10 protein-coding genes, 6 tRNA genes and 1 rRNA gene are annotated in these 12812 nt (G+C 34.1%); all 17 read left to right on the forward strand.

Annotated features, from left to right (window positions below; all coding sequences use genetic code 11):
• A 5S ribosomal RNA gene (gene rrf / locus LQ677_RS05330) occupies positions 1-89 on the forward strand; the annotation flags it as partial.
• Positions 90-108: 19 nt separating this feature from the next.
• A tRNA-Asn gene (locus LQ677_RS05335) sits at positions 109-183 on the forward strand.
• Between the two features lies 1 nt (position 184).
• A tRNA-Glu gene (locus LQ677_RS05340) sits at positions 185-256 on the forward strand.
• A 7-nt stretch (positions 257-263) separates the two neighbouring features.
• Positions 264-339, forward strand: a tRNA-Val gene (locus LQ677_RS05345).
• Positions 340-355: 16 nt separating this feature from the next.
• A tRNA-Tyr gene (locus LQ677_RS05350) sits at positions 356-439 on the forward strand.
• A gap of 4 nt (positions 440-443) precedes the next feature.
• Positions 444-518, forward strand: a tRNA-Gln gene (locus tag LQ677_RS05355).
• 4 nt (positions 519-522) lie between these two features.
• Positions 523-595: transfer RNA gene (locus tag LQ677_RS05360), tRNA-Lys, on the forward strand.
• A 186-nt stretch (positions 596-781) separates the two neighbouring features.
• Positions 782-1687, forward strand: a complete 906-nt coding sequence (gene rocF / locus LQ677_RS05365; RefSeq protein ID WP_191836078.1) for an arginase — start codon at positions 782-784, stop codon at positions 1685-1687.
• 142 nt (positions 1688-1829) lie between these two features.
• A complete protein-coding gene (gene cdaA / locus LQ677_RS05370) occupies positions 1830-2636 on the forward strand; it encodes a diadenylate cyclase CdaA (protein WP_025907437.1) in 807 nt (268 codons plus the stop codon).
• Complete coding sequence (locus LQ677_RS05375; protein WP_037590047.1) at positions 2637-3572, forward strand: CdaR family protein; 936 nt, start codon at positions 2637-2639, stop codon at positions 3570-3572. It abuts the gene before it with no gap.
• A gap of 21 nt (positions 3573-3593) precedes the next feature.
• The gene (gene glmM, locus LQ677_RS05380; protein WP_037590045.1) at positions 3594-4946 is read left to right on the forward strand and encodes a phosphoglucosamine mutase; all 1353 of its coding nucleotides are present in this window, start codon (positions 3594-3596) and stop codon (positions 4944-4946) included.
• A 468-nt stretch (positions 4947-5414) separates the two neighbouring features.
• Entirely contained in the window at positions 5415-7217 is a 1803-nt protein-coding gene (gene glmS, locus LQ677_RS05385) for a glutamine--fructose-6-phosphate transaminase (isomerizing) (RefSeq protein ID WP_191836079.1), read from the forward strand.
• Positions 7218-7822: 605 nt separating this feature from the next.
• A complete protein-coding gene (locus tag LQ677_RS05390; RefSeq protein WP_025907429.1) occupies positions 7823-8125 on the forward strand; it encodes a metal-sensing transcriptional repressor in 303 nt (100 codons plus the stop codon).
• Positions 8126-8138: 13 nt separating this feature from the next.
• The gene (locus LQ677_RS05395) at positions 8139-10523 is read left to right on the forward strand and encodes a heavy metal translocating P-type ATPase (RefSeq protein ID WP_239748150.1); all 2385 of its coding nucleotides are present in this window, start codon (positions 8139-8141) and stop codon (positions 10521-10523) included.
• 243 nt (positions 10524-10766) lie between these two features.
• Positions 10767-11375, forward strand: a complete 609-nt coding sequence (locus LQ677_RS05400; protein WP_126477692.1) for a DedA family protein — start codon at positions 10767-10769, stop codon at positions 11373-11375.
• Between the two features lie 22 nt (positions 11376-11397).
• Positions 11398-11847 (forward strand): GNAT family N-acetyltransferase, encoded by a 450-nt coding sequence (locus LQ677_RS05405; RefSeq protein WP_126477693.1) that lies wholly within the window; start codon positions 11398-11400, stop codon positions 11845-11847.
• Between the two features lie 133 nt (positions 11848-11980).
• Positions 11981-12766, forward strand: a complete 786-nt coding sequence (locus LQ677_RS05410; protein WP_239748151.1) for a VOC family protein — start codon at positions 11981-11983, stop codon at positions 12764-12766.
• Positions 12767-12812: the final 46 nt, after the last annotated feature.

Raw genomic sequence — 12812 nt, forward strand, 5'->3', positions numbered from 1 at the left:
ACCTGTTCCCATGCCGAACACAGAAGTTAAGCTCTTTAGCGCCGATGGTAGTTGGGCTTACGTTCCGCGAGAGTAGGACGTTGCCGGGCAAATATTTAATTTTATTATTCCACAGTAGCTCAGTGGTAGAGCTATCGGCTGTTAACCGATCGGTCGTAGGTTCGAGTCCTACCTGTGGAGCCATGGCCCCTTGGTCAAGCGGTTAAGACACCGCCCTTTCACGGCGGTAACACGGGTTCGAATCCCGTAGGGGTCATTTTTATGGAGAATTAGCTCAGCTGGGAGAGCATCTGCCTTACAAGCAGAGGGTCGGCGGTTCGAACCCGTCATTCTCCACCATTTAATTTAATAAGCTGGAGGGGTAGCGAAGTGGCTAAACGCGGCGGACTGTAAATCCGCTCCTTCGGGTTCGGCAGTTCGAATCTGCCCCCCTCCACCATTTTTGGGCTATAGCCAAGCGGTAAGGCAACGGACTTTGACTCCGTCACTCGCTGGTTCGAATCCAGCTAGCCCAGCCATTAAGAGCCATTAGCTCAGTTGGTAGAGCATCTGACTTTTAATCAGAGGGTCAGAGGTTCGAATCCTCTATGGCTCATAAGTAAGAGACATTAGTTAATCTAATGTCTCTTTTTTTATTGAAGAAAATATGCATAAATCGATGTATATACGTATAAATATTTGGAATATATTAATATTATCCACAAACCCTTATATAGCTTGATGTAAGTGCTTACATATACTAGAATATAATAGTAATGCAAATTAAGGGGGATTTGAAATTATGAAAAAGAGCGTTGAAATAATCGGTGCACCAACTGCTTTTGGTCAAAGAAAATTAGGCGTTAATTTCGGACCAGATGCTTTGAGATATGCTGGTTTGATTGAAAGAATAGAAAATATAGGTCACCATGTCATAGATAAAGGTAATGTAGAATCACCTAATATTGATATGAAAAAATATAAAAGCGAACAAGAAGGTTTAAGAAATTTAGATGAAGTAATTTCATTTTCAAATAACTTGTATGAATCCGTAAATGAAACGATGAATAATGGTAACTTTCCTTTAATTCTAGGTGGAGATCATTCGTTATCAATAGGATCAATCGCTGGTATCAGTAAACATTATAATAATCTTGGTGTTATTTGGTATGATGCACATGGAGATTTAAATACATTAGATTCTTCACCGAGTGGGAATATTCATGGAATGCCATTAAGAGTCTTATTAGGTGAAGGTAATGAAGAATTAATGAATATCGGTGGATATAAAAATAAAGTAAAACCTGAAAATGTCGTTCTAATTGGTATGAGAGATTTAGATGATGGTGAAAAAGAATATATTAAAAAGTCAGGTATACGTACATATACAATGGCAGATATAGATAAACTTGGCATGAATCAAGTTATATCTGAAACGATAGACTACTTAAAGGATAAAACGGATGGTGTACATCTTTCATTGGATGTTGATGCATTAGATCCAGTCGAAACGCCGGGTACGGGCACAACAGTACCAGGAGGCGCGACATATAGAGAAAGTCATTTAGCTATGGAGTTACTCCATGAGTCAAATTTAATCGTATCTGCTGATTTAGTTGAAGTAAATCCTCTTATCGATGAATATAATAAAACGGCGCATCAAGCAATTGGATTAATGGGCTCATTCTTTGGAGAGAAATTATTATAATTGACAATCATGGATAAAATATACTTTAATAAAGAAGTCTCTTTAATAGAGGCTTTTTTTGTTTTATATATAATTAAATTAACAATATATCTCAAAAATTGTTATAATAATCACTAGGTAAATGAAACACGGAGGAGATACTATGCAGTTACCTGACATTTTTGGTGAATTAAGTGCCTTAAAAGTTATAACAGGTATACTTGATTTAATTATTGTATGGTATGTATTGTACTTAATTATAACGGTCGTTAAAGGTACAAAAGCGATACAACTATTAAAAGGTATATTTTTCATCATAATTGGTAGAACAGTAAGTAATTTTTTGAATTTGACGACTACTACGCTTTTATTTGATTTTGTATTGCAATGGGGATTTTTAGCAATCATTGTAATATTCCAACCAGAGTTTAGAAGAGCGTTGGAACAATTAGGGCGAGGAAGTCTATTTAAACGAGTAAATGTAGCGACATCAGCAGAACAAGAAAGGTTAACTGATAGTGTTGATAAAGCTGTTCAGTATATGGCCAAAAGAAGAATAGGTGCATTAATTGTATTCGAGAAAGAAACTGGTCTTCAAGACTACATAGAAACAGGGATACCTATTAATGCTGATATTTCTCAAGAATTACTCACAAATATTTTTATTCCAAATACACCATTACATGATGGTGCGATGATTATACGTGAACAAAAAATTGCTACAGCAGCAAGTTATTTGCCGTTATCTGACAGTCAAAAAATTTCTAAAAGTTTAGGAACGCGTCATAGAGCAGCTGTAGGGATTTCAGAAGTATCAGATGCATTTACAGTTGTAGTATCAGAAGAAACAGGTTCAATATCTGTAACAATTGATGGTCGATTAAGAAAAGAAATATCAAGTGAAGCCTTTAGAGAATTACTAGTTGAGCATTGGTTTGGTTCTGTTCAAAACAGAAAGGATGTGAAGTAGATGCTAGAATCTAAATGGGGTTTACGTTTTGTAGCTTTAATTTTAGCGCTACTCATGTTCTTATCTGTGAATAATGTGTTCGGTAGCTTGTTTTCAGAAAATGCTTTGAAAAGTTCAGATCATGTAATAGAAGATGTGCCGGTAGATACAATCTATAATACAAAAGAATTATATTTATCTGGCGCACCTAAAACTGTGGATGTAAAAGTTTCTGGTCCACAATCAACAATATTACAGGCTGAAAAATTATTGAATTTTAAAGTGGAATTGGATTTGAAAAACAAATCTGTAGGGCAATATAAAGAAAACTTTAAAATCAAAGGACTTAGTGATGAACTTAAAGCGACAGTTGTGCCTAAAAGCGCAAATGTAACGTTACAAGACAAAGTTTCTAAAAAATATCCAATTGAAGCTGAGATTAATCAAAATAGAATTGCTTCTGGATATGAGCTAGTTGGAGAAACTGTTAATCCATCTCAAGTAACGATTACAGGTGGACAAGAAGAACTTAATAAAATTGCTTATGTTAAAGCTACTTTAGATGAAACGAAGCAATTAACAGATGATACGACTGAAAAAGCGGGTATTAGTGTACTTGATAGCAATTTAAATAAACTAGACGTACAGATTAGACCAGATACTGTTAACGTCAATATTAAAGTTGCAAGATCTAGTAAAACTGTGACATTAAATCCTGTGAAAAAAGGGAGTGTATCAAAAAATATAAATATTGATGATATTACTTTAGATAAATCCGAAGTTAAAATATATGGTTCAAGAAATGTACTTGATGGTATAGGATCAATAGATGTACCTGTCGATGTTTCTAATGTTGATGGAAATACAACTAAAAAAGTTGATCTTAGCTTGCCTGATGGTGTGGACGAAGCAGAATTCAAAGATGTTGAAGCAAAAATAGAAACTTCTAAAAACTAACGGAATTAAAGGAGAATTATAATGGGCAAATATTTTGGTACAGATGGTGTTAGAGGTGTAGCAAATTCTGAATTAACACCAGAAATCGCATTTAGATTAGGTAGATTTGGCGGCTATGTATTATCGAAGAAACATGGTAGTGAAAATCCTAAAGTATTAGTAGGTAGAGATACGCGTGTTTCTGGGGAAATGTTAGAAGCAGCTTTAATCGCAGGTCTTTCATCAATTGGTGCAGAAGTGATGAGGTTAGGTGTTATTTCAACACCAGGTGTAGCTTATTTAACGAGAGAAGTAGATGCAGATTTAGGTGTTATGATCAGTGCGTCACACAATCCAGTAGCTGACAATGGTATTAAATTCTTTGGTCCAGATGGTTTCAAATTAACAGATGATGAAGAATTAGAAATTGAAAAGTTATTAGATTCTACAGAAGACAATTTACCAAGACCTACAGGTAACCAATTAAATCATATTTCGGATTACTTTGAAGGTGCTCAAAAATATATAAGCTATATTAAATCAACTGTTGATGGAGATTTAGATGGATTGAAAATTGTCCTAGATGGTGCACATGGTGCTACTTATTCTCTTGCACCGTATTTATTCGGTGATTTAGAAGCAACGAGCGAAACAATAGGTTGTAAGCCAGATGGTTATAACATTAACTTAAATGTGGGTTCTACACACCCAGAAGAATTAGCAAAAGCTGTTATTGAACATGGTGCAGACCTTGGTTTAGCTTTTGATGGTGATGGGGATAGAATCATTGCTGTAGATGATAAAGGGCAAATTGTTGATGGTGACCAAATCATGTATGTGTTAGCTGAAGATATGGCACAAAATGGTGAATTAAAAGATAACATGGTTGTTTCAACTGTGATGAGTAATTTAGGTTTCTATAAAGCACTAGAAGAAAAAGGTATTAAATCTAACAAAACAAAAGTTGGAGATAGATATGTTGTAGAAGAAATGCGTCGTGGTTCTTACAGCCTTGGTGGAGAACAATCAGGTCATATCGTGATGATGGATTATAATACGACTGGTGATGGTTTACTTACTGGTGCGCACCTTGCAAGTATCGTTAAAAGATCAGGTAAAAGTTTAAGTGACTTAACAAGCAATATGAAAAAATATCCACAAAAATTAGTAAATGTAAGAGTTTCTGATAAATATGGTGTTGAAGAAAATGCTAAAGTTTCTGAAATCATGACTAAAGTTGAAGTTGAAATGAATGGCGAAGGTCGTATATTAGTAAGACCATCAGGAACTGAACCACTAGTTCGTGTAATGGTTGAAGCTAAAACAGAAGAAGATGCTGAAAGATTTGTTAACAGTATTGCAGAAGTAGTAGAACAAGAAATGGGAATTGAATAATAATATTATAAATCTGAGACAACTGCTGTCTCAGATTTTTTATTTTAAAATTTAACAAGTGTAATTATATAGAAAATAATGATAATTGCACGGAATATAGTATAATAATTGCACAACATACTATTTCATTGTAGAATGAAGAGAGCTTGCTTAAGGAGGATTGTGAGGTTTATCGAAATAAGGAAACTTATAGCGCCTGAACAAAGCGCATACACGATTGTAGAGGCATGTATAATCAGATACATGCTGAATGAGTGTTATGACCTTTGTTGACGAGGAGGATAGTTATCGAATTTTCGGCGGATGCTATCCCGGATGTGGCCCATTCGAAGTTCAATGTTTAAAGCATATAGGTGACTGTATGTCCAAAGACGTTGAAATAGCCATAAATTGAACAGAGTATTGAAAGCGACTAGACTAAAATTTTAAAAGTCTGACCGCTTATTTAAAATTGGAGGAATTTTGATTATGTGTGGAATAGTAGGATATATAGGTACAGCAAATGCTAAAGAATTATTACTTAGAGGATTAGAAAAATTAGAATATAGAGGTTATGATTCAGCTGGTATTGCTGTAAGAAATGAAGAAGAAATTAAAGTATTTAAAGAAAAAGGAAGAATTGCTGAATTACGTAAAGCAGCTTCTGATGACTTTGATGGAAATATTGGTATTGGACATACACGTTGGGCAACTCACGGTGTGCCAAACTATGAGAACGCTCACCCTCATCAATCAACATCAGGTCGTTTCACATTAGTACACAACGGTGTTATTGAAAACTATGAACAACTTAAAAATGAATTTTTATCAGGTATCACTTTTAAATCAGATACTGATACTGAAGTTATTGTTGAATTAATTGAACACTTCTCAAACGAAGGGTTAACTACAGAAGATGCTTTCAATAAAGTATTATCATTATTACATGGTTCATATGCATTAGGTTTATTAGATGAACAAGATGCTGACACAATCTATGTGGCTAAAAACAAATCACCATTATTAGTTGGTATCGGTGATGGATTTAATGTAATTGCTTCAGATGCAATTGCTATGTTAGCTGTAACAGATACTTATAAAGAATTAGTCGACAATGAAATTGTTATCGTAAAACGCGATGAAGTAATCATCAAAGACCAAGAAGGTAACGTAATCGAAAGAGATAGCTATAAAGCTGAAATCGATGCTTCAGACGTTGAAAAAGGTACTTACGATCACTACATGTTAAAAGAAATTCACGAACAACCAGGTGTTATGCGTAACATTATTCAAAACTACCAAGATGAAGAGGGTAACCTTAAAATCGATAAAGAAATTATTGAAGATGTTGCACAAGCAGATAGAATTTATATCGTTGCATGTGGTACAAGTTACCATGCTGGTTTAGTAGGTAAAGAATACATTGAAAAATGGGCAGGCGTTCCTACTGAAGTACATGTAGCTTCAGAGTTCGTTTACAACATGCCTTTATTATCTGAAAAACCTTTATTCATCTTTATTTCACAATCAGGTGAAACAGCAGATAGCCGTGCAGTATTAGTAGAAGCAAAACGTTTAGGTCACAAAGCATTAACAATTACAAATGTACCAGGATCAACTTTATCTCGTGAAGCGGATCATACATTAATTTTACACGCTGGACCTGAAATCGCTGTTGCATCAACAAAAGCATACACAGCACAAATCGCAGTATTAGCAATTCTTTCTCAAGTAGTTGCGAATGCACATAACAAAAATACTGGTGTAGATATTATTCCTGAATTAGCGAAAGTAACAACTGCAATCACTGCAATTGTTGACGATGCGCCTAAAATGGAACAAATCGCTAAAGATTTCTTAGAAACAACACGTAACGCATTCTTTATTGGACGTACAATGGATTACTACGTAGGTCTTGAAGGTGCATTGAAACTTAAAGAAATTTCTTATATCCAAGCAGAAGGATTTGCTGGAGGAGAATTAAAACACGGTACAATTGCATTAATTGAAGAAGGTACACCAATCATTGCATTAGCTACACAAGAAAAAGTTAACTTATCAATTCGTGGTAACGTTAAAGAAGTTGTAGCACGTGGTGCTAATCCATGTATTATTTCAATGGAAGGTTTAGAACACGATCAAGATACGTATGTAATACCACACGTTCATGAAATGTTATCACCACTTGTATCAGTAATCACATTACAATTAATCGCTTACTACGCTGCATTACACAGAGGTTGTGACGTAGATAAACCACGTAACTTAGCTAAATCAGTTACAGTTGAATAGAATGGTATTAAACACCTGAGCTACTCGCTCAGGTGTTTTTTTATGTAAATTTTGAATATATTATATATGGATAGGTGTGTATGATGGATGTAGTAACAAAAGTTTGGGGAAATGTAACTAAGGCGTTCCATAGTAACAAAAGTCCGGAGAATTGTAACTAAGGAGGTCTGTAGTAACAAAAGTCCGAGGAATTGTAACTAAGGCAGGCCATAGTAACAAAAGTCGAGAGAATTGTAACTAAGGAGGTCCATAGTAACAAAAGTCTGGGAAAGTGTAACTAAGGCAGGCCATAGTAACAAAAGTCGAGAGAATTGTAACTAAGGACGCCCATAGTAACAAAAGTCCGGAGAATTGTAACTAAGGGCGCCCATAGTAACAAAAGTCCAAGGAATTGTAATTAAGGCCGCTCATAGTAACAAAAGTCCAAGGAATTGTAATTAAGGCCGCTCATATTTACAAATGACTAAGAAAATGTAACTCACGACAATACTCTTGATTATTCTTACTTTCTCTATTCAACATCTCATTATAATTTTTCTGAGCTTTTATATTGAAAAATATACTATAGGGGGGTATAGTATAAATTAAAGAGAGGACGTGATTGTATGAGTGAATATTTACATGAACATACTGTAACACCTAGAACGAAAGAGGAAAAAGATAAAGTGATCAATAGACTTAAACGTATTGAGGGTCAAGTGCGTGGTATTCAAAGTATGGTTGAGGAAGATAGATATTGTGTGGATATATTAGTACAAATTAGTGCGATACAGTCTGCTTTAAAAAATGTTGGATTTGCGGTAACGGAAAGACATATTAAACATTGTGTGACGGATGCTATTCAAAATGGCGAAGGCGAAGAAACAATTGATGAATTAATGAGTGTGCTTAAACAATTTTCTAAGTAAGGAGGTTAACGAAATGAGTGAATCTAAACACGTTACTGTTGGTGTAACGGGTATGACATGTGCAGCATGTTCCAATCGTATTGAAAAAGTGTTAAATAGAATGGATGGCGTTGATGCTCAAGTGAATTTATCGACTGAGAAAGCATCCATCACTTTCAATAATGACGCTACAAATTTATCGGATGTTACAAATAAAATTGAAAATCTCGGTTATGGTGTCTTAACAGAAAAGGCTGAATTAGATGTCTATGGTATGACGTGTGCAGCATGTTCTAATCGTATCGAGAAAGTACTCAATCGACAAGAAGGCATTACACAAGCAACAGTTAATTTAACGACTGAACAGGCTAATGTCGAATTCAATCCTGAAATAATAGATGTTAAAAGTATCATTAATAAAATTAAAAATTTAGGATATGACGCAGCTACTAAAAGTGATGTTCAAAATCAAACAACGCATAAAGAACAAGAAGTACAGAAAATGAAAACTAAACTGATTATTTCTGCTATTTTATCGTTACCACTTTTATTAACGATGTTTGTGCATTTATTTAATATGCCTATGCCACATATCTTAATGAATCCTTGGTTTCAATTTATATTAGCAACACCTGTTCAATTTATCATTGGCTGGCAGTTCTATGTTGGCGCTTATAAGAACTTGAAAAATGGTGGCGCTAATATGGATGTATTAGTGGCATTAGGAACAAGTGCAGCATATTTTTATAGTTTATATGAAGCTATCAAAACAATTGGTAATCCATCTTATATGCCACATTTATATTTTGAAACAAGTGCAGTGTTAATTACTTTAATCTTGTTTGGTAAATATTTAGAGAAACGCGCTAAAAGTCAAACAACGAATTCTTTATCATCTTTATTAAATTTACAAGCTAAAGAAGCAAGAGTTATTCGTGATCATAAAGAGCTTATGATACCTATTGATGATGTCGTTGTCGGAGATATTTTATACATCAAACCAGGTGAGAAGATACCGGTGGACGGTATTATTGAAAAAGGACGTACATCAATAGATGAATCTATGATTACAGGTGAATCTATTCCTGTTGAAAAAACAATAAATGAAGAAGTCATTGGTTCAACGATTAATAAGAATGGTTTAATTCATGTAAAAGCAACTAAAGTAGGAAAAGATACAGCACTTGCTTCTATTGTTAAAATTGTAGAAGAAGCGCAAGGATCTAAAGCTCCTATACAAAGATTGGCTGATGTTATTTCTGGGTATTTCGTTCCGATTGTTGTTGGGATATCAATCTTAACATTTATTGTATGGATAACATTAGTGGATCCAGGTCAGTTTGAACGTGCATTAGTTGCAGCAATTGCTGTGATTGTCATTGCTTGTCCATGTGCGCTTGGATTAGCTACACCAACATCCATTATGGTTGGTACGGGTAAAGCTGCCGAGAACGGCATATTATTCAAAGGCGGCGAACATTTAGAACGTACAGACCAATTAGATACAATCGTGCTAGACAAGACTGGTACAATTACAAAAGGTAAACCTGAAGTTACGGATTATACTGGCGACCAAGAAACACTCAGTCTATTAGCAAGTGCAGAAAAAGGTTCAGAACACCCACTTGCTGAAGCAATTGTTGCATACGCTACAGAACAAGAAGTCGCATTAAATGATGTAGACGATTTTAATGCAATACCTGGATATGGTATTCAAGCAACTATACAGAATAAAGAAATATTAGTGGGTAATCGAAAATTAATGGCAAGACATGGCATTGAAACGACATCATTTGAACAAGACATGTCTAATTTAGAACAAGAAGGTAAAACAGCTATGTTAGTTGCTGTTGATCGTACATTTAAAGGTATTGTTGCAGTTGCGGATACGATTAAAGAAAGTGCACCAGAAGCGATTAAAATGCTTCAAGATGAAGGCTTAGAAGTCGTGATGCTTACTGGTGATAACGAAAGAACAGCTCAAGCTATCGCAAATCAAGTAGGTATTCAAAAAGTCATTTCTGAAGTATTACCAAATGAAAAAGCTGATAAAATTAAAGAAATTCAAAGTACTGGCAAAAAGGTTGCAATGGTTGGCGATGGTGTTAATGATGCACCAGCATTGGCAATATCAGATATTGGTATCGCAATTGGAACTGGTACTGAAGTTGCGATTGAAGCGGCAGATGTAACAATTCTTGGTGGAGAATTATTACTCATCCCTAAAGCAATTAAAATAAGTCATGCAACAATTAAAAATATTAAACAAAACTTATTCTGGGCATTCGGTTATAATACGGCAGGTATACCAATTGCAGCAATAGGTATCTTAGCGCCTTGGGTTGCAGGTGCAGCAATGGCATTAAGCTCTGTAAGTGTCGTAACAAATGCATTAAGATTAAAAAAAGTTAAATTATAAATACTCATTCACACTCATATATAAATGGGTGTGAATTTTTTTATGAATCATTTTAAGGTAAAATAAAAAGTAATGACAATGCATATAAATAAAAATTGTCATGTTCATACTTAAGTCTTACACTTATTCAGCGTTATATATTATATAATTAAGTTTCATCATTATGTTTTATTTATTATTATTGAGAGTTTTTATTTACAAAGTAATAAAATGAGAAAGATATCAACTTAAAGGAGTAAATTAATGGAGAGTTGGATTACAAGTGTAATGGAACAATTTGGCTATTTTGGTATTGCCTTATTGATATTATTGGAAAATGTTTTCCCACCCATACCATCAGAGGTTATTTTAACATTTGGAGGTTTCATGACAACGAAGTCAGATTTAACAGTCTTAGGTGTAGTCGTTGCATCTACAATAGGTTCTGTAGGCGGTGCTGTCATATTATATTGGATTGGTCGTATTCTAAATGTTGAAAGAATCGAAAGAATTATCGAGAAATGGGGTAAATATCTTAGGTTAACGAAAGAAGATGTAAGAAAAGCAGATGCTTGGTTCGATAAATATGGACCATGGACTGTATTCTTCTGTAGATTTATTCCACTTATTCGGAGTTTAATATCCGTTCCAGCTGGTATGAGCGGTATGAATCAATGGTTATTTTTAGTATTAACGACAATCGGTACATTGATATGGAATTTAGTATTAGTACTGGTAGGTGCTAAAGTAGGAGATAATTGGCATCAAATCGTTAATTATATGGATGTTTATTCTCACTTTATGTACGCAGTTATTGCAATTGGTATAATTGTATTTGTCATTTGGTTTATTAGGAAGAAGAAAGTTTCATAATTTAAACAATGAAGGTGATACAATGATAACTTTATGTGAGCAGTTAAATGATAGACATTATGAATTATTAGCTTTAGCAGATGACAATCAACATGCAGTTAATGATTATGCTGCTAGAGGACAAGTGTATGTTTATCAGCAAGATCATCAAGATATCGGAATTGCAGTTGGGTTATTAACGAGACCCAATACATATGAGTTAGTTAATTTAGCAGTTGATCCTCAATTTCAAAATCAAGGTATAGGACGATTATTAATTGACCATATGATTAATGAAGCGAGAAACTTACATTGTCACACAGTAACTGTTGGAACAGGTAACTCAGGTATTGGGCAATTGAAACTTTATCAACAAGCTGGATTTAGAATGAAATCAATAGATATTGATTATTTTGTAAAGTATTACGAAGAACCTATCTTTGAGAATGGTATTCAATGCAAAGATATGGTGAGATTAGAGCTGGAATTGTAATAATATAGCCTATACGGATTCAATTTTAAATTGTACCGTATAGGTTTTTTTACTTTTCGAAACAAAGTAGTATACTTTTTATAGTATATAAAGTATACTATAGTTAATTAATAAATAAGAAGAGGTGCAAGTTATGTTTCATGGTAAAGATGCAAATTTAGTAAAAGGCATTACATTAAATGTTAAAGATTTAGAAAAAATGACAGTATTTTATGACAGTATTCTAGGATTAAATATAAAAAGTAAAGATGACAAACAAACAGTATTTGAGATTGGTAACTCAGGTCATACTATTACATTAAATTTATTAGTAGATGGTAGAGAACCAAGTATGAGAGAAGCTGGATTATTCCATCTAGCAATATTATTACCAACTACTGCTGATTTAGCTGACTTTTTATTACATGCTTCAAGATTAAATGTAAGACTGGGTGCTGGGGATCATATCGTGTCAGAAGCATTGTATTTAAATGATCCAGAAGGCAATGGTCTAGAAATTTATAGAGATAGAGATCCAGAAACTTGGGTATGGAATGATGGTAACGTTAATATGGATACACTTGAAGTAGACGCAGAAGCATTAGTCCAACATGCTTCAACTGAAGGTTGGAATGGTATGTCTGAAGGTGCTAAGATTGGCCACTTACATTTAAAAACAAGCAACATCAATGAAAGCAAAGATTTTTATATTGATACATTAGGATTAAAAATTGTTGTAGGTAATTTCCCTAATGCATTATTCATGTCAACAAAAGATTATCATCACCATATTGCGATTAATACTTGGCAATCAAATAAAAAACGTGAAGATTTAGACAATAGTTACGGACTTGCTAATATCGATATGCAAATTCCGAACAGAGCATCTGAAGTATTGATTTCACCAGATGGATTAAGATTCGATATTAATCCAGAATAATCATCATAAAATTAAGCCTTCCTATCCTATCGTCTTTAATATAAGA

Source organism: Mammaliicoccus sp. Q-M61, assembly GCF_022386055.1.
Classification (GTDB): Bacteria; Bacillota; Bacilli; order Staphylococcales; family Staphylococcaceae; genus Mammaliicoccus; species Mammaliicoccus sciuri_A.

Bases quoted from the DNA above. Each gene is read 5' to 3' on its own strand.
- glmS (WP_191836079.1), top strand. From the start codon at position 5,415: ATGTGTGGAATAGTAGGATATATAGGTACAGCAAATGCTAAAGAATTA.
- LQ677_RS05390 (WP_025907429.1), top strand. From the start codon at position 7,823: ATGAGTGAATATTTACATGAACATACTGTAACACCTAGAACGAAAGAG.
- cdaA (WP_025907437.1), top strand. From the start codon at position 1,830: ATGCAGTTACCTGACATTTTTGGTGAATTAAGTGCCTTAAAAGTTATA.
- LQ677_RS05400 (WP_126477692.1), top strand. From the start codon at position 10,767: ATGGAGAGTTGGATTACAAGTGTAATGGAACAATTTGGCTATTTTGGT.
- glmM (WP_037590045.1), top strand. From the start codon at position 3,594: ATGGGCAAATATTTTGGTACAGATGGTGTTAGAGGTGTAGCAAATTCT.
- LQ677_RS05410 (WP_239748151.1), top strand. From the start codon at position 11,981: ATGTTTCATGGTAAAGATGCAAATTTAGTAAAAGGCATTACATTAAAT.
- rocF (WP_191836078.1), top strand. From the start codon at position 782: ATGAAAAAGAGCGTTGAAATAATCGGTGCACCAACTGCTTTTGGTCAA.
- LQ677_RS05395 (WP_239748150.1), top strand. From the start codon at position 8,139: ATGAGTGAATCTAAACACGTTACTGTTGGTGTAACGGGTATGACATGT.
- LQ677_RS05375 (WP_037590047.1), top strand. From the start codon at position 2,637: ATGCTAGAATCTAAATGGGGTTTACGTTTTGTAGCTTTAATTTTAGCG.
- LQ677_RS05405 (WP_126477693.1), top strand. From the start codon at position 11,398: ATGATAACTTTATGTGAGCAGTTAAATGATAGACATTATGAATTATTA.